Here is a 16,747-nt window from a genome sequence, read left to right as displayed (position 1 = left end):
CCCGACCCACTCCACAGCCCTGCCGTGCGCCGTTTTCTACTCACGCTGTTCCTGTTCGTCGCCTTCGTCGTGCTGGGCGGGGGGGCCCTGGGACTGTGGTGGGTCAACCGGCCGATCGCGCTGCCCGCATCCACCGTCGACCTGACCGTCGAGCCCGGCACCACGCCGCGTGGCATCGCCGAGGCGGTCGCCGCCACCGGGGCGCGCGTGCCGGCGCAACTGCTCTACGGCTGGTTCCGTTTCTCCGGTCAGGATCGCCGCATGCGCGCGGGCAGCTATGAACTCGAGACGGGCGTCACGCCACGGGGGCTGCTCGACATGCTGGTGCGCGGCGAGGAGGCCACGCGCAGCGTCGCCCTGGTGGAGGGATGGAACTTCCGCCAGGTGCGCGCGGCGCTGGCCAAGGCCGAGCAGCTCAAACCCGATACCGTCGGCGAGAGCGACGAAGCGCTCATGACGCGACTCGGGCGGCCCGGTGTCCATCCCGAAGGGCGCTTCTTTCCGGACACCTACACCTACTCGAAGGGATCGAGCGACTTCGCCGTCCTGCAGCGCGCCATGCGCGCCATGGACCGCAAGCTTGAAGCCGCCTGGGCCGCGCGCGGGAGCGACCTGCCGCTCAGGACGGCCGACGAGGCGCTCGTCCTGGCGAGCATCGTCGAGAAGGAGACGGGCCAGGCTCGCGATCGCGCCGAGATCTCCGCCGTCTTCAACAACCGACTGCGCGTGGGCATGCCGCTGCAGACCGATCCGACCGTCATCTACGGCATGGGCACGGCCTTCAGCGGCAACCTGCGCAAGAAGGATCTTCAGACCGACACGCCCTGGAACACCTACACGCGTGGCGGTCTGCCGCCGACGCCGATCTCGATGCCGGGAAGGGCGGCGCTGCTGGCGGCGGTGCAGCCGGCGCAGAGCAAGTCGCTCTACTTCGTCTCGCGCGGCGACGGCAGCAGCCACTTCAGCACCTCGCTCGACGAGCACAACCGGGCGGTGAACCGCTATCAGCGCGGCATCGAGGCGCCGTCGCCCGCCGCTTCGTCTGCGGCACCCGCGTCCGGTGCGGCGTTGGCGCCCGCTGGCGGCGTGTCCGGCGAAGCCGCCGCGACGTCCCCGGTGCCGGCCACACCGGCGTCAGCACCCGCATCGACACCCCGAACCGGTCCATGAGCAGCTCTTCCTCCTCCCTTTTCCTGACGCTCGAAGGCATCGACGGCGCGGGCAAGTCCAGTCACATCGACGCGCTGGAAGCCTTCTTCGCCCGCCATGGCCGGCGGGTCGTCCGCACGCGCGAGCCGGGCGGAACCCCGTTGGCCGAGACCCTGCGCGAGCTGATCCTGTCGCGGCCGATGGATGCCCTGACCGAGTCGCTCCTGGTCTTCGCGGCGCGACGCGATCACATCGAACAGGTCATCGCACCGGCGCTCGCACGGGGCGACGTGGTGCTGTGCGACCGCTTCACCGATGCCACCTTCGCGTACCAGGGTGCCGGTCGAGGGTTCGATCTCGATCTTCTGCTAACGCTCGAGAGGTGGGTGCAAGCGCCCGTGGAGGCGGACACGCGGAGCCTGGATGCGACGACCGGTTCGCTGCAGCCGGATCTCACGCTCTGGTTCGATCTGTCGCCCGAGACGGCGGCCGAGCGGCTGGCCGGAGCCCGGCTGCCGGACAAGTTCGAATCGCAACCGGTGGATTTCTTCCGCCGCGTGGCTGCCGGCTATGCCGATCGGGCCGCCGGCGCCGGTTCGCGTTTCGCCCGCATCGACGCGGCGTTGCCGCGCGAACAGGTCTGGACGCAGATCGAGACGGTGCTGCAGCGGCGCCTGGGGCTGGCATGACGCCTTCGCCGTCGGCCACCCGGATCTCGCCCTGGCTCGCGCGCCCGCTGGCCGAACTGCTGCGTCAGCGCGGCCATGCCTGGCTGCTCCAGGGACCGTCCGGCCTGGGTCAGTACGAGCTGGCGCTGTCCCTGGCGGCGGCCTGGCTGTGCGAGCGGCCGGGCGAGCAGGGCGCCTGCGGCCATTGCCCAAGTTGCCATGCCATCGCGGTGCGCACGCATGCCGACCTGTGCGTGCTGATGCCCGAGGTCGCGATGCTCGAACTCGGCTGGCCGCTCGACGAGAAGTCGCAGGCCGACATCGACGACAAGAAGCGCAAGCCGAGTCGCGAGATCCGGGTCGAGGCGATGCGCGAAGCGATCGGCTTCGCCCAGCGCACCAACGCACGCGGACGCGGCAAGGTGGTGCTGGTCTATCCGGCCGAGCGCATGAACGCCATCACGGCCAATGCGTTGCTCAAGACGCTCGAGGAACCGGTGGGCGACGTGCGCTTCGTGCTGGCGAGCGAGGCGGCATGGCAATTACTCCCCACGATTCGAAGCCGCTGCATCGGCTTCAATGTGCCCTGGCCCGACGCGATGGAGGCCACGGCGTGGCTGGTGTCGAACGGCGTGACCCAGGTCGATGCGCCGGCACTGCTCGGTGCGGCCGGCGGACGTCCGCACGAGGCGCTGCGCCGGGCCCGCGCCGGTCAGTCGCCGAAGGCATGGTCGCTGCTGCCCAAGGCGTTGCTGCGCGGCGAGGTCGCGGCGCTGGCCGATCAGGCACCGTCGCAGGCGATCGATGCGTTGCAGAAGGTGTGCCACGACCTGATGGCCGTCGGCGTGGGGGCCGAACCCCGGTTCTTCCTGCCGGCCGAACTCCCGCCGCCGCCGTCGCAGGGCGCGCTCGCACGCTGGTCGAAGTCGCTGGCCCAGGCAGCGCGGACCGCCGAACATCCTTTCAATGCGGGGCTCATGCTGGAGGCGCTGGTGAGCGAGGCGCGCGTCACCCTAAACTCGGTGACCCGCCCATGAGCATTCCACCGACGATCCCCGCCTACGAGCCGAGCCAGCGCGCGCCGCTCTCGCCGCGTCCGAGCGTGATCCAACTGGCGATCAGGGAGAAAGGCGCGCTGCATGCGGCCTACATTCCGCTGTTCGCCGAGGGCGGCATCTTCATTCCCACCGCGCGCGAGTACCGCCTGGGCGACGACGTCTACGTGCTGCTCACGCTCCCCGACGACACCCAGCGCTATCCCGTGGCCGGCAAGGTGGCCTGGATCACGCCGGCGCGCGCCACCGGCAACCGCGCGCCGGGTGTCGGCATCCGTTTTCCGGCCGACGAGAAGTCGCGCGAACTCAAGGCGCGGATCGAGAGTGCCCTGGGTGGCGCGATGGCTTCCGACCGGCCGACGCAGACCATCTGATCCCGGATCGACCGGTTCCTCTTCGTCCGTCCGAATCGACGTGCCCCTCATGCATCGTCGCCTCAGAAAACATCTCCCATGTTCACCGACTCGCACTGCCACCTGACCTATCCCGGACTGATCGAACGCATCCCCGAAGTGCGCGCCGCCATGGACGAAGCGCGTGTCGATCGTGCACTGTGCATCTGCACGCGGCTGGAGGAGTTCGACGCGGTGCAGGCACTGGCCGAGCGCTACGACAACCTCTGGGCCAGCGTCGGCGTGCATCCGGACAACGAGGACATCGCCGAGCCGACCGTCGACGACCTGGTCGAGCGATCGCGTCGCGCCAAGGTGATCGCCATCGGCGAGACCGGTCTGGACTACTACCAGATGGACGAGCGCAAGGGCGGACGCACCATCGCCGACATGGAATGGCAGCGGGATCGCTTTCGCGTCCACATCCGCGCCGCGCGGCAGGTGGGCAAGCCGCTGGTCATCCATACGCGCGAGGCGTCGGTCGACACGCTGCGGCTGCTGAGGGAGGAGGGCGAGGACGGCTCGGCCGGCTCGGCGGGTGGCGTGTTCCACTGCTTCACGGAGACCGCCGAGGTTGCACGCGCGGCACTGGACCTCGGCTTCTACATCTCGTTCTCCGGCATCATCACCTTCAAGAAATCCCAGGACCTGCGCGACGTCGCCGCCTTCGTTCCGCTCGATCGCATGCTGATCGAGACCGACAGTCCCTATCTCGCGCCGGTGCCTTACCGGGGAAAGACCAACAGTCCGGCCTACGTGCCGCTGGTGGCCCGGCAGATTGCGGAACTGCGCGGAACCGATGTCGAGGCCATCGCCGAGATCACGAGCCGCAATTTCGACGCCTTGTTCACTGGCGCCACATGATCGGAGATCGCTTGAAAAAACTGCTGTGCCTCATCGCGCTCGTCGCATCCTTCGCGTCGGACGCCGGATCGTTCGAGGACTTCTTCAGGGCCGTTCGCGCCGACAACGCCAGTGGGGTCGCGTCGCTGCTCAACCGCGGCTTCGATCCGAACACCCGAGACGAGAAGGGACAGACGGGCCTGTTGCTGGCGCTGCGCGAGCCCTCGCCCAGGGTCATCGACGTGCTGCTGGCTTCGAACAAGACCGACATCGACGCGCGCAATGCCAACGACGAGAGCCCTCTGATGCTGGCATCGCTGCGCGGCCAGGAGGATGTGGTTCGCAAGCTCATCGCGCGGGATGCGGCCGTCAACAAACCGGGCTGGACGCCGTTGCACTACGCCGCGACCAATGGCCACATCGCCATCATGAAACTGCTGCTCGAGAACCATGCCTTCATCGATGCGACATCGCCCAACGAAACGACGCCGCTCATGATGGCCGCGATGTATGGATCGAGCCAGGGCGTCGAACTGCTGCTGGCCGAAGGCGCTGATCCCTTGCAGAAGAACCAGCAGGGCATGACGGCAGCCGACTTCGCGAAGAGAGGTCAGCGGCCCGACGCGATGGAATTGCTGAATGCGGCCGTGAAAGCCAGAAAGCCTTCCGGCGGCACATGGTGACTTACAAGGTCAGAAGCTTTCGGGCATGGTCTCCATGAGCCGGCCATACTGACTCATCGAGTCCGGCTCGACGCCCAGCCACATCGCGACCTGCTCCGACGAGGTGCCGCGACGCAATTGGCGCAAGGCGAAGGTGTGACGCAGCCTGAAGGAGCCCCCTTCGATGCTGTCGATTCCTGCTTCTTCCAGCACCTTGTTGGCGCACATGTAGTGCGAATCGCGGCTCCATTGCTTGCCTGTGCGCGTCGACGGAAACAGGAAGTCGCCGACGATGGCGGCTTCCTGCCGGACCTTGACCCAATGGTGAAGCAATTCGCCGGCCCATGGAGCGATGGGAGTCTCGCGCGCCGGCCAGTTGCCATGGTTCGGTATCGCGATCTTCCAAGGTCTGTCCTTGACTCGGCCACCCTGGGCGATCGGCGATCGCAGGGTCAAGGCACGGACGTCGGCCGGTGTGAGTCCGCCGCCCAGTTGGAGACCGACCGCCGCACGGTTGCGTACCTGCTGCCAGCTCAGGCCGACCGGATTTTCGCGTGCCGACCCCGCAGCACCGGGTCGAGGGCGTGCTGCCGAGAGGAACGTGATCAGATGACGTGTCTCCGAGATCGACAGGAAGTCGGGGAGGGGATCGGCTTGGGACGCTTCCGCGTAGCGAACCTCCGGTTGAGCAGAAATCCATTCCGAAGCTGCCTCGTTCGCAGGCTCTCCGCTCTGCGCCGCCTGATGTTTGAGCACTCGATCCACGAGTCGCAGTAGACGGAGTGCGTGGCGAGGCGACAGGGATAGGTCGGAACTTTTCATGCCGAAGCGCGCCGTCTGGAAACTTTGGAGGTCGCTGACCGTGATGTGCGCCAATGTCACGGGCGGGGTCTGTGCCAGTGCCCAGCTCATGAATCCACCCCACATGTCCCGATAGACCTGGATGGACGACGGCTGTCTCAGTGTGCCTTGGGCCACCTGATCCGAAAGCCAATCCTCGAAGGGTTGTTTGAGACCTTCGAGGGGCGAGTCTTCTTCGAAAGGAAGTAGGGATTGCATGTATCTGCTAACGGCTTTGGCGACTCAAAGGTTATACCTTAGAAACTTACACAAAAAAGAGAAAATAACGTTAGCAGATTTAATTTGATCTGGCAGATGGCATTTCCCAAACGACCGACAGGCGCCGGTTCATTTGGGAATAGGGCGCTTGCAACCGGTGTTTGGAGATGGCCACTCGATGCGGGCAATGTGGTGGATCACAGGCGGCATACAGGTCACGCGCGTGAAGACGGCGCTGTTCAGCGTTACCCAGTAAATCACGACCACTGTCCATGAGCACGCGCAGAGGCACCGCATGGTCATCTGTGCTGGATGTCGACGCGGCCGCTGGGCGCTTTGAGGTGAGCGTCGATGGACGAGGCTTCGATGCCGAGGAACTGCCGCATCACGATGTGCAGGAGAACGTTGGCTTGCACCATGGCCGGTGGCTTGACTGGTTTCGAGATGGTTCATTTCGCACATCGTCGTCACGAACCTTACTTCCGCACATGCGTTCACATATCAAAAATACAATGTATATTATGTTAAACAACGGATATGCAGCCGAATTTTCCTGTCCTGTGGCCTTCCGTTCGCTTCAGAGCTTGGTCTGGCAACACTGGAGGCTTTCTGCTGATCAGCGCGCAAAAGCTGTCAGCCCCCCTGTCGCATGGAAATTGATGGTCGGTGCGCTCAGCTCGCTCAGTGGTGCGCCAAGACCGATCTGACCACTGCCATGAAGCACGCATTCGTCTCGCCGCAAGGCGATCTCAGTGCTCGAACCTGTGGAGTTCTGGAACTGCACCCACGTGCCATAAGTGCTCACATCCACGAGTACGCAGCTCCCCTTCCTCGATTCGATGCGTGCATGCAGTCTCGAGACACGCGGATCGTTCACGACGAACTCCGCATCGTCGACACGGCCTAGGTAGATGGGCAGTTGAGCCGCACTGAAAACCTGTCTCACGTCCATCCAGGTCAGCTCGATCTTTCCAAAAGAAGTTTCTGCGGGCCGATGCATCTGTGCCAAGGTCGCCGGCATCGTCAGAAATTCGACCGATTCGTCCTGCCAATCGATTCGGTGCACGATGGGCATTTCGTTCTTCCCTCGGATGTTGATCGGCCCCAGGCTGCGGTGACGAGCCTCATGCCCTTCGAGTTGATCGATGACCGATTTCGTCGCCCAGATCTGTCGCGGTCCTGCCAGATCGCTGAGTCTCGACGCGAGATTGACGGCATCTCCGTAGCAATCGCCATCGACTTCCAACACATCGCCGCTGGCCAAGCCGATCTGAAGTTCCATCCGTAATGCAGCCGGCCAATTCTGGAGCCGTTTTTGATGGTTGCGCTGCATCTCCAAGGCCGCACGTGTCGCAGCTCCGCCCGACTGGAAGATCGCCAGCACCCCATCGCCCAGCATTTTCACCACGCGCCCTTGATGGGCCTCGCAGACAGCCGCAATCCACTGCGTGAGACGTGTGACGGTTTCAGCAGCTCGTACGTTGCCCATCGACTCGAAGACACCTGTACTTCCTGTCAGATCTGCGAAAACTACGGTCGAATGAACACCCATATCGTGATTTTTTTGTTGGCAACTGTTGGTCGATTATGGCAACTCCACGCTTTGGAAAGTCCCGCGGCTCTCGATCGCGCATGAAAGAGACTTGTGCCCTCGGCGGATTGGCTGGTCAACCCAAGGCCCAGCAAAATCTCCATATTTCGCAAAAAACTGCACTATTTTTAAAACAAAAGAATTCATTATTCAGTCGAATTTTGAAGTGAGTGTGAGAAATGTGAATTTGCGGAAAGTTTTGTATTTCAGAGGTCTTGCTTGCCGCTCCGACCCGTCTTACCGTTGGACTGGTCTGTCGAAACCCCATCCTTGTCCATGTCTCGTCCCAGCTTACTTCGATTGCTCGCGCTTCCAGATTTTGTACAGCGTCGCACGAACGAGCATCGGTTCCGACACATCAGGGCAAGCATGCTTTCATTGCTCGAACCCTATGCCAGCGAACAGGTCAGCCGCGCCCGTCAGCGTGTCCTTTTCGCCCAGGATGTGGAAGCGCTTTGGTATTTGCGGCAGGACTTGGTTCTCGTACTGACCGAGTTCGAAGGCGACGAAGTGGCGCGCAAGAGAACCATGAAAATCAACGGATCTTTCCGGGGCCGTTTGCCGTCGACGATGAAACCCCGTTTACATCGTCGGCATGACCTGAAGCAGCAATAGCAGGCTCAATGCGTGTGTGAATGCCGATGTTCATGCGAGTGCATGTGCCCCCACATGATGACCACTTCCCTCCCCTGGCCCTCCATCGCGATCTCCGCACCTACCGGCAGCAGCACCTTGGTCGGTACATGTCCAAAAGGCAGTCCGGTCAGCACGGGCACATCGAGAAGCGATCGCAGCCGGTTGGAGACCGTTGTCAGGCTGAACCCCCGGTCGTTTGGCACTTTCTTGAACGCCGTGAACTGACCCAGCAGAATGGCTTGCTGACGCTGCAGCACTCCTGCGTGCCGTAGTTGATCCAGCATGCGTTCGATGCGATAGGGATGCTCTCCCACATCCTCCAGAAACAAGACTCCGTCCTGGATGTCCGGAAAGTGAGGGGTTCCTAGCAGACTCACCAGCACGGTGAGGTTGCCGCCCCAGAGTTTCGCGTGCCTGACGTGATCCAGATCCGGGGCATCTCCTTCGCGCGCCGGCAGCCGCCAGCCCGTACCTTCACCCTGCCCATCCAGCAAGTCCTCGAAGCAGGCTTCCATGATGTCGTCGGGGCCTCCAGCGGCTCCGAAATCCTCCCCCACCGAAGGTCCGGCCCAGGTGATGGAGCCGGTTTTCGTCAGCAAGGCATTCTGAAAAGCGGTGAAGTCGCTGAATCCCACGAACTTCATGCCGTGCTCGATGGCCTTGGCGACCTTCGCATAAGGAATGGCATCCAGGATGCGCGTGATCCCATATCCCCCGCGTGTGGTCAAAGCCACGTCGGCACCACTGGCCGCTGCACGACCGATCGCGGCCAACCGCGTGGCATCGTCACCCGCGAAGCGTTGATGAACCGCCAAGGCCGCTTCGTCGATTTCGACTTGATGGCCCTGAGCCTCCAGGCGCTTGACGCCCCTTTTGAAAGCTGACTTGTCGCGCACTGCGCTGGACGGTGAATAGATGTAGATATGTTTGCTCACGGGCGGCAGTATCCCATCGTGTCGGCCGCCCAGCCCGCGATGCCGTTGGCGATCCCTTCTGCCTGCTCAAGGGATGGACCGGAGGATGCTGCATCGGTTCGACCCAAGGCTCGCAAGGCGGCCTCGTGACCCCGATCAGGAAACGGTGCTCTCCAGATATCGGAAACGTCGCCTGTTTTCGCGTCCGGTATCGAAATGACGGATGTGGCGGCGAAAAGATCGGTACCTTCAGCCAGCAGCAGCTCGGCGAACGGTTCAGTCCCCTCTGCGCAAGCCAGAAGCATCGGCCCGGTCTCCAGGCTTTTCGCCCACTCGAGCAGCACATCGCGATGCCAACTCCATGCATGCACCGTTTCGCGCTTGGGTTTGTCGCTTCTGCCGAATCCGATCAAATCGGGGACGATGAAACGTATTTTTTTCATTGACATCAGACTTCGGAAGTAGTAACCCCATTGCCCAAAGCCATGAAGGCATAGAACAGAAACGCTGGAGCCGTTAGCAGAAGTATCGAGCCAATGCATGCGCCATCCTCGCTGCAAGGCCCCTCCCACAGACCAGAACGATCGCACTCCTTGATCGATCAATCCCGCGAAGCGCTCCTCCGGCGTGCGCAATGCATCGTCGCGCAAGGGCATGGATGCCTGACGCTTTTCCAAGCGTCGCCTTTGAAAGAAAGCCTGAAGCAGGCCGCCACAGGCATCGGAGAGAACCTGACCCTGGACTCGCGTGCGATGGTTGAGCTGTGGCAACCCGAACAGATCCACCACGGAACCGGCAGCCCCGGTCTTGGGATCGCGCGCCCCGTAGACCACGCGTGCGAGCCGTGCATGCAAGATGGCTCCAGCGCACATGGCGCACGGCTCTAGCGTGACGAAGAGTTCGCAACCGTCGAGTCGATGGTTCCCCAGCGCTGCGGATCCGGCCCTCAAGGCGTTGATTTCGGCATGCGCGCTCGGATCGTGAGAAGCCCGTGGCGTGTTGCGGCCCGTGGCGACGATCACGCCATCCTTTACCAGTACGGCGCCCACTGGCACTTCGCCCTCTGCGTCGGCCGCGTTCGCCTGCTCTAAGGCATGGCGCATCCACTGCTCGTCCGACGGCATCATGGCTCGCCCGGAATGTCTCGCGATGCGCGCATGACGGTGTCGAGGGAGCGCTGGATATCCTGCTGCACCTGCCGCGTCCGGACAGCGGTGTCCGATCCCGGAGAGATTGCACCGGCGCCAACTGCCATGGATCCCTCGTGTCCTGATGCCTGCTTCCTGGCCACGAATCCGACGATCACCAACACCAGTACGAGACCGACGAGTCCGAAGATGCGCACGCGATTTGCTCCTTGTTGAAAGGCGAATTGTCCCCCACCCCTGCAAGCCGACCCGGAAAGCGCTGACCTGCAACGCTACGAAGTTCGATCATCATCTCGGATCTAATTCGAGATCGATCATGCAGGATTCGCTTTTCCCGGAAGAAACCGATGCCGCCAAGGACGGTGGCGTCCATCGCGAGGCGAGCTGTCGCAAACCGCGCGTTCGACCCGATGTCGCGCCGCACCCGGCCGATGCGGAAGTGACGGCATCGGCAGCCGCGCTCGCCCCCGAGATTCGGCTGGGCACGTCGTCCTGGGGATTTCCGGGCTGGGCAGGCCTCGTCTGGGCCGAAACGTACACGACGACCCAACTGGCACGCCAAGGTCTGGCAGCCTACGCGTGCCATCCGCTCCTTCGTACCGTAAGCCTCGATCGCGCGTTCTACAAACCGCTGAGTATCGAGGAGTACGCAGGTCTGGCGGCGCAGGTGCCGGAAGACTTTCGTTTCGTCGTCAAAGCCCCCAGCATCGTCTCCGATGCGATGGTGCGCGACCATGGTCATGGCATGCGGCGCAATACGGATTTTCTCGATCCGGAGATCGCGATGCGCGAGTTCTTCCAGCCAGCGCTCGAAGGACTCGGATCGAAGATCGGCGCGATGGTCTTTCAACTCAGTCCCCTGCCCCCGTCGATGCTTTCAAGGATTCCGGAAGTTCTCGACAAGCTGACCGCCATGCTGGCCGCTCTCCCCCCACTGCACCCCATCGCGCCGGATGGCGTCGTGGCCGTGGAGGTGCGCAATCCCGAACTCGTCACGCCGGAACTGGCCGATGTGTTGCGGAACGCCGGCGCCACCTATTGTCTGGGTCTGCACGCCAAGATGCCTCCCATCGATGCCCAGTTGCCGATGCTGCGGGCGCTGTGGCCCGGTCCATTGGTCGCTCGTTGGAATTTGCATCAATTGCATGGCGCCTATGGCTACGAAACCGCGAAGGATCTTTACGAACCTTTCGACCGCCTGGTCGATCCGGACCCGGACACCCGCGATGCATTGGCTCGCGTCATCGCAGCCACGGCCGCGGCGCACCACCCGGTCTACGTCACGATCAACAACAAGGCTGAAGGGTCGGCACCCTTGAGCGTCATGGCGTTAGCCGAAGCTTTGCACAGTCGGCCTTGAATCGGCGCTCACCTCTATCGTGCTTCTCAAGATCAGCTTCGAACGGGATCGTTGGATGCGATCGAAACCGGAACGACCGTCGGATCACCCAGGGCAGGCATGTCCACCAGTTTCTCGCGAGACGTCACCTGATGGATCCGTACGATCCTCACCGCATCCGGCTGTGCCACGACGACGCACGCCTTGCCGGTGCGCTTGCAATGATCCTGCACCCGCCAATAGTCGTCGTGACTGAGGCAGCCCGTCTGGCAGATCACGAGATCGGCCTCCGCCAGGCTCGTTTCGAAGCCAACCGGATCTTCCACCGGCTCCGCTCCGCCGGTCGGCATCGCGATGGCTTCGGTCGGATCGGATGCAACAGTACCGGACATGACCGACGGGGGCGCGTGATCCGTCGAACGGCGCCATTGCCAGTGCAATCGTTCCCGCATCAACTCATGGACGCGTTCGACCAGTTGGTCGACCCGGCGCGCAAGCGCCATGCGACGCGGCAACCCGGGAATCAGCGCCCTCAATGCCGCCCGATCCTCACGTTCCCAAGCCAGGGTCGTTTCTCGAACGATGACGGCCGCGCGCAGACGCACCGCCTGCGACCGGAGTTCCACCAGTTCGGCTGCCTGGATACGCACCAGATCGCTGCAGCGCGCCTGCGCCCTGCCAAAGTGCCGCATCAACGTCCGATGCTCGTCGATCAGTTGGTCGATCTGGTTCGATGCGGATTTCATGGCGGCTGGATGGAAAGTGACAGTCGAAGAAGATATGAATGAGAATTTTTCTCATCCACGATACCTGACCAGTGCCTGGAAAGGCAAGACCACCGGAATCACCCGCCAGGAAAAGTCGTCATCCAGGGATGAACACCTCCTCCTGCACTACCCAGCCCCTGCTCATCGCGGTCGGACACGATTCAGGATCGATGGGTCGATGCCGAAATGCATGCAATGGCCGTTCGGCCGCGATCTCGCACGCCTTCACCCGAAGCACGGCGCTCTTCGATTGCCCTTCGAAAGCAGGCGCCGGTTCCTCTACATCGCGCGAGCGGCGATGGCCCATGAAAGATCCGATTTCACTCCCACTCGATCGTCGCGGGCGGTTTGGAGCTCACGTCGTAGGTCACGCGATTGATGCCACGCACCTCGTTGATGATCCGGCCCGAAACCTTCTTCAGCAAGGCATAGGGCAGCTCGGCCCAGTCGGCGGTCATGAAGTCGCTGGTCTGCACGGCGCGCAGTGCGACGACGTAGTCGTAGGTACGGCCGTCGCCCATCACGCCGACGCTCTTGACCGGCAGGAAGACCGTGAAGGCCTGGCTGGTCAGGTCGTACCAGCTCTTGCCGGTTTCCGGATCGTGGAAGTTGCGCAGTTCCTCGATGAAGATGGCATCGGCCCGGCGCAGCAGGTCGGCGTACTCCTTCTTGACTTCGCCCAGGATGCGGACGCCCAGCCCCGGGCCGGGGAACGGATGGCGGTAGACCATCGCGGGAGGAAGCCCCAGCGCCACGCCGAGTTCGCGGACCTCGTCCTTGAACAGGTCGCGCAGGGGTTCCAGCAGCTTCAGGCCGAGCTGCTCGGGCAGTCCGCCGACGTTGTGGTGGCTCTTGATGGTGACGGCCTTCTTGCTCTTGGCGCCGCCGGACTCGATCACGTCCGGGTAGATCGTGCCCTGAGCCAACCACTTGGCGCCCTTGGCGCCGGCGCTGGTGAGCTTGGCCGCCTCCTGCTTGAAGACGGTGACGAATTCGCCGCCGATGATCTTGCGCTTGGCTTCGGGATCGCTCACGCCGGCGAGCTTGCCGAGGAACAGTTCGCTCGCATCCACGCGGATGACCTTGGCGTGCAGCTTGCCGACGAACATGTCCATCACGGCATCGCCCTCGTCGAGCCGCAGCAGGCCGTGGTCGACGAAGACGCAGGTGAGCTGGTCGCCGATGGCGCGATGGATCAGCGCCGCCGCCACCGACGAATCGACGCCGCCCGAGAGCCCCAGGATGACCTCCTCGTCGCCGACCTGCTCGCGGATCTTCTCCACGGCTTCCGCGATGTGGTCGCGCATGACCCAGTCGGGCCGGGCCTGGCAGATTCCGAGCACGAAACGCTCCAGGATGGCCTGGCCCTGCTTCGTGTGCGTGACCTCGGGATGGAACTGCACCCCGTAGAAGCGGCGCGTCTCGTCGGCCATGCCGGCGATCGGGCAGTTGCCGGTCGAGGCCATCAGCCGAAAGCCCGGTGGCAGTTCGGTCACCTTGTCGCCATGGCTCATCCAGACGTCGAGCATGCCGAAGCCTTCGTCCGTCGTGGCGTCGGCGATGCCTTCGAGCAGCGCCGTGTGGCCGCGCGCCCGCACGGAAGCGAAACCGAATTCACGCTGATGGCCGCTTTCCACCTTGCCGCCGAGCTGGTGCGCCATCGTCTGCATGCCGTAGCAGATGCCCAGCACCGGCACGCCGAGTTCGAACACCGCCTGGGGCGCCTTGTCGGTCGACTCCTCGTAGACGCTGGCATGGCTGCCCGAGAGGATCACGCCCTTGAGCGAACCGTCTTTCGCATAGTCGCGGATCCACTCGTCGGTGACGTCGCACGGATGGACTTCGCTCAGCACGTGGGCCTCGCGCACGCGCCGCGCGATCAGCTGGGTGACTTGCGAGCCGAAGTCGAGAATGAGGATTTTTTGATGCATCGGTGGTGATCGCCGAAGCACGCCGGAACGCTGGTCCCGGCGTGCGAAGTGTGAATGGAGATGACGCGCTCAGGAAGCCCGGTAGTTCGGCGCTTCCTTGGTGATCTGCACGTCGTGCACGTGGCTCTCGCGGATGCCGGCCGAGGTGATCTCGACGAACTCGGCGCGCTCCTTCATCTCGTCGATGGTGGCGCAGCCGCAGTAGCCCATGCTGGCGCGCACGCCGCCGGCCATCTGGTAGATGATAGAGACGATCGAGCCCTTGTACGGCACGCGTCCCTCGATGCCCTCGGGCACGAGCTTGTCGGTGTTGGGATTGCCGGTGCTCGACTCCTGGAAGTAGCGGTCGGCGCTGCCCTGCTGCATGGCGCCGATGGAGCCCATGCCGCGGTAGCTCTTGTAGCTGCGGCCCTGGTACAGCACGATCTCGCCGGGCGCTTCCTCGGTGCCGGCGAACATGCTGCCCATCATCACCGTGCTCGCACCGGCGGCCAGCGCCTTGGCGATGTCGCCCGAATAACGCACGCCACCGTCGGAGATCAGCGGCACGCCGGTGCCCTGCAGCGCCGTCGCCACGCTGTCGACCGCCATGATCTGCGGCACGCCCACGCCCGCGACGATGCGCGTGGTGCAGATCGATCCCGGACCGATGCCGACCTTCACCGCGTCGGCGCCCGCGTCGGCCAGTGCCCGCGCGGCGTCGCCGGTGGCGATGTTGCCGCCGACCACGTCGATCTGGGGGTAGTTCTGCTTGACCCAGCGCACCCGGTCGATCACGCCCTTGCTGTGGCCGTGAGCCGTGTCGACCACGATGGCGTCGACGCCGGCGCGCACCAGCGCCTCGACGCGCTCTTCCGTGCCTTCGCCCACGCCGACCGCCGCACCGACGCGCAGGCGGCCGTTGGCGTCGCGCGCGGCGTTGGGAAAGGTGGTCTGCTTGGTGATGTCCTTGACGGTGATGAGCCCCTTGAGCTCCCAGTCGTCGTTGATGACCAGCAGGCGCTCGAGCTTGTACTTGTTGAGCAGCGCCTTGGCGTCCGCGAGCGTGGTGCCGTCGGGCACGGTGATGAGCCGGTCGCGCGGCGTCATGATCTCGCTGACCGGCACGTCGTGGCGGTTCTCGAAGCGCAGGTCGCGCCCGGTCACGATGCCGACCACCTTGCCGGCGTCGACCACCGGAAAACCCGAGATGCCGAGCTGGTCGGACAACGCCATCACCTGGCGCACCGAATGGCCCGGCGTGATGACCACCGGATCGCGCAGCACGCCCGACTCGTAGCGCTTGACGCGGGCGACTTCGGCCGCCTGCTGCTGCGCGGTGAGGTTCTTGTGCACGATGCCGATGCCGCCTTCCTGCGCGATGGCGATCGCGAGGCGGGCTTCGGTCACGGTGTCCATGGCCGCCGAGATGAGCGGCAGGTTCAGCGAGATGTTGCGGGAGAACCGGGTAGCGAGGGAAGTGTCCTTGGGCAGGACCTGGGAGAACGCTGGCACCAGCAACACATCGTCGAAGGTGAGCGCTTTGCCTAGAAGGCGCATGGGTGAGGCTCCAAAAGACGGATTGTAACGAGGGCGCCATGCGCTTCGACCCGCAGGGACCCGCCGTCGCCCTCGACCTCGGTGATCACCGATCGACGTTTCCGAGCATTCGGGATGGACAGGCGAGCGCTAAACTGCCGTGGATGAAAGTTTCCCACCTCCTGGTCGCGGCGTGCCTGGGCATGCTGTCGTTGGCAACCACCGCGCAGTGGCAATGGATCGACGGCAACGGCAAGAAGGTGTTCAGCGATCAGGCACCGCCGATCAGCGTTCCGGAGAAGGACATCGTGCGACGTCCCGGTGGGACATCCGCGCCTCGGATTCCGGCGCCGTCCCAGTCGCAGTCCCAGCCCCCATCGCAACCTGCCACCACCGCCGCATCGGCGGCCCTGCCGCGTGCGAGCGCATCGGCCGCACTTCCGAGGCCTTCGGGCGTGGACCGCGACCTGGAAGAGAAGACACGCCGGGCCGAGGACGCCGACAAGGCCCGTCAGGCGGCGGAAGCCGAACGCGTCGCCAGGGCCAAGGCCGACAACTGCGCGCGCGCCCGTCAGGGAAGATCGACCTTCGACAGCGGCATCCGCATGGCTCGCATCAATGCCAACGGCGAGCGGGAGATCATGGACGACACGGCGCGAGCGGCGGAAACCCAGAGACTGCAATCGATCATCGACAACGAATGCAGCTGAGCACTCGATCGAATACTCAATAGCCGGCTTTTCCGCCTTCCCGCCGGCGAGCGAAAAGTCCCGTGGCACGGGCCCCCTGGCGCTGGAAGCGTTCGCGCCGGGCGACCTTGGGATCGACGGTCAACGGTCGGCACAGTTCCAACCGATCGCCTTCGACGAGCACCCGGTCCCAATCGACGGGCTTGCCCCAGACGCCGGGCGTCATCGCCCGCCAGTCCAGGCCGGGATGGCACTCGTGCAACCGGCTGTCGGCCACCAGGGCCGCGGCCGTCGTTCCCGGGGCGATCTCGATCGTTTGTTCGAACACCTCGCGGGCGGCCGGCGAACACAGCAGCATGACGGCGATGGTCATGTCGGTCAGGGCG

At 64.0% G+C, this 16,747-nt stretch carries 18 protein-coding genes; 9 read left to right on the top strand and 9 right to left on the bottom strand.

Features of this window, described 5'->3' with window-relative positions; translation table 11 throughout:
* Nucleotides 1-24 precede the first annotated feature (24 nt).
* The 6 genes from mltG to ABID77_RS03325 all read left to right on the top strand — a co-directional run bounded on the left by mltG (nt 25) and on the right by ABID77_RS03325 (nt 4,790).
* Nucleotides 25-1,170 carry an endolytic transglycosylase MltG gene (gene mltG, locus ABID77_RS03350; RefSeq protein ID WP_429590843.1) on the top strand — a complete coding sequence of 382 codons (1,146 nt, stop codon included), beginning with the start codon at nt 25-27 and terminating at the stop codon, nt 1,168-1,170.
* Nucleotides 1,167-1,838 (top strand): dTMP kinase, encoded by a 672-nt coding sequence (tmk, locus tag ABID77_RS03345; RefSeq protein ID WP_429590840.1) that lies wholly within the window; start codon nt 1,167-1,169, stop codon nt 1,836-1,838. The genes mltG and tmk overlap by 4 nt, the downstream gene beginning before the upstream one ends.
* Nucleotides 1,835-2,854 carry a DNA polymerase III subunit delta' gene (locus ABID77_RS03340; protein ID WP_429590837.1) on the top strand — a complete coding sequence of 340 codons (1,020 nt, stop codon included), beginning with the start codon at nt 1,835-1,837 and terminating at the stop codon, nt 2,852-2,854. Before tmk ends, ABID77_RS03340 begins: the two co-directional genes overlap by 4 nt.
* Nucleotides 2,851-3,246: a PilZ domain-containing protein gene (locus tag ABID77_RS03335; protein ID WP_429590834.1), complete on the top strand. Its 396-nt coding sequence runs from the start codon at nt 2,851-2,853 to the stop codon at nt 3,244-3,246. Before ABID77_RS03340 ends, ABID77_RS03335 begins: the two co-directional genes overlap by 4 nt.
* 78 nt (nt 3,247-3,324) lie before the next feature.
* Nucleotides 3,325-4,128, top strand: a complete 804-nt coding sequence (locus ABID77_RS03330) for a TatD family hydrolase (RefSeq protein WP_429590831.1) — start codon at nt 3,325-3,327, stop codon at nt 4,126-4,128.
* Nucleotides 4,125-4,790 carry an ankyrin repeat domain-containing protein gene (locus ABID77_RS03325; RefSeq protein WP_429590829.1) on the top strand — a complete coding sequence of 222 codons (666 nt, stop codon included), beginning with the start codon at nt 4,125-4,127 and terminating at the stop codon, nt 4,788-4,790. Before ABID77_RS03330 ends, ABID77_RS03325 begins: the two co-directional genes overlap by 4 nt.
* A 9-nt stretch (nt 4,791-4,799) precedes the next feature.
* On the opposite strand, the gene ABID77_RS03320 is transcribed toward ABID77_RS03325, so the two are convergent.
* On the bottom strand, nt 4,800-5,828 hold the full coding sequence (locus tag ABID77_RS03320) for a tyrosine-type recombinase/integrase (protein WP_429590826.1): 1,029 nt from the start codon (nt 5,826-5,828) through the stop codon (nt 4,800-4,802).
* Between the two features lie 616 nt (nt 5,829-6,444).
* Nucleotides 6,445-7,380, bottom strand: a complete 936-nt coding sequence (locus ABID77_RS03315) for an adenylate/guanylate cyclase domain-containing protein (RefSeq protein ID WP_429590823.1) — start codon at nt 7,378-7,380, stop codon at nt 6,445-6,447.
* Between the two features lie 408 nt (nt 7,381-7,788).
* On the opposite strand from ABID77_RS03315, the gene ABID77_RS03310 reads away from it, so the two are divergent.
* Nucleotides 7,789-8,034, top strand: a complete 246-nt coding sequence (locus tag ABID77_RS03310; RefSeq protein ID WP_429590820.1) for a hypothetical protein — start codon at nt 7,789-7,791, stop codon at nt 8,032-8,034.
* Between the two features lie 5 nt (nt 8,035-8,039).
* Here ABID77_RS03310 and ABID77_RS03305 read toward each other — a convergent pair whose 3' ends face one another.
* From ABID77_RS03305 to ABID77_RS03295, 3 genes are read right to left on the bottom strand one after another with little or no spacing between them, the layout of a single operon-like run.
* Entirely contained in the window at nt 8,040-8,990 is a 951-nt protein-coding gene (locus tag ABID77_RS03305) for an LD-carboxypeptidase (RefSeq protein ID WP_429590817.1), read from the bottom strand.
* Nucleotides 8,987-10,096, bottom strand: a complete 1,110-nt coding sequence (tadA, locus tag ABID77_RS03300; RefSeq protein ID WP_429590814.1) for a tRNA adenosine(34) deaminase TadA — start codon at nt 10,094-10,096, stop codon at nt 8,987-8,989. The genes ABID77_RS03305 and tadA overlap by 4 nt, the downstream gene beginning before the upstream one ends.
* Nucleotides 10,093-10,314: a hypothetical protein gene (locus ABID77_RS03295; protein ID WP_429590811.1), complete on the bottom strand. Its 222-nt coding sequence runs from the start codon at nt 10,312-10,314 to the stop codon at nt 10,093-10,095. The genes tadA and ABID77_RS03295 overlap by 4 nt, the downstream gene beginning before the upstream one ends.
* A gap of 119 nt (nt 10,315-10,433) precedes the next feature.
* Between ABID77_RS03295 and ABID77_RS03290 the strand changes: the two genes are divergently transcribed.
* Nucleotides 10,434-11,477, top strand: coding sequence for a DUF72 domain-containing protein (locus ABID77_RS03290; RefSeq protein WP_429590807.1), 1,044 nt, complete (start codon nt 10,434-10,436; stop codon nt 11,475-11,477).
* A 32-nt stretch (nt 11,478-11,509) separates the two neighbouring features.
* On the opposite strand, the gene ABID77_RS03285 is transcribed toward ABID77_RS03290, so the two are convergent.
* The 3 genes from ABID77_RS03285 to guaB form a co-directional block, all read right to left on the bottom strand.
* On the bottom strand, nt 11,510-12,202 hold the full coding sequence (locus ABID77_RS03285) for a DUF2325 domain-containing protein (protein ID WP_429590805.1): 693 nt from the start codon (nt 12,200-12,202) through the stop codon (nt 11,510-11,512).
* A gap of 341 nt (nt 12,203-12,543) precedes the next feature.
* Nucleotides 12,544-14,154, bottom strand: coding sequence for a glutamine-hydrolyzing GMP synthase (gene guaA / locus ABID77_RS03280; RefSeq protein ID WP_429590802.1), 1,611 nt, complete (start codon nt 14,152-14,154; stop codon nt 12,544-12,546).
* Between the two features lie 69 nt (nt 14,155-14,223).
* A complete protein-coding gene (guaB, locus tag ABID77_RS03275) occupies nt 14,224-15,693 on the bottom strand; it encodes an IMP dehydrogenase (protein WP_429590799.1) in 1,470 nt (489 codons plus the stop codon).
* 38 nt (nt 15,694-15,731) lie between these two features.
* On the opposite strand from guaB, the gene ABID77_RS03270 reads away from it, so the two are divergent.
* Nucleotides 15,732-16,382 carry a DUF4124 domain-containing protein gene (locus tag ABID77_RS03270; RefSeq protein ID WP_429590796.1) on the top strand — a complete coding sequence of 217 codons (651 nt, stop codon included), beginning with the start codon at nt 15,732-15,734 and terminating at the stop codon, nt 16,380-16,382.
* A 16-nt stretch (nt 16,383-16,398) separates the two neighbouring features.
* On the opposite strand, the gene ABID77_RS03265 is transcribed toward ABID77_RS03270, so the two are convergent.
* The gene (locus tag ABID77_RS03265) at nt 16,399-16,734 is read right to left on the bottom strand and encodes an RnfH family protein (protein ID WP_429590793.1); all 336 of its coding nucleotides are present in this window, start codon (nt 16,732-16,734) and stop codon (nt 16,399-16,401) included.
* Nucleotides 16,735-16,747 lie beyond the last annotated feature (13 nt).

The sequence above is a fragment of the Variovorax sp. PvP013 genome, from assembly GCF_050435945.1.
Lineage (GTDB): Bacteria > Pseudomonadota > Gammaproteobacteria > Burkholderiales > Burkholderiaceae_C > Variovorax.
This window is presented reverse-complemented; position numbering and strand designations above follow the sequence as displayed.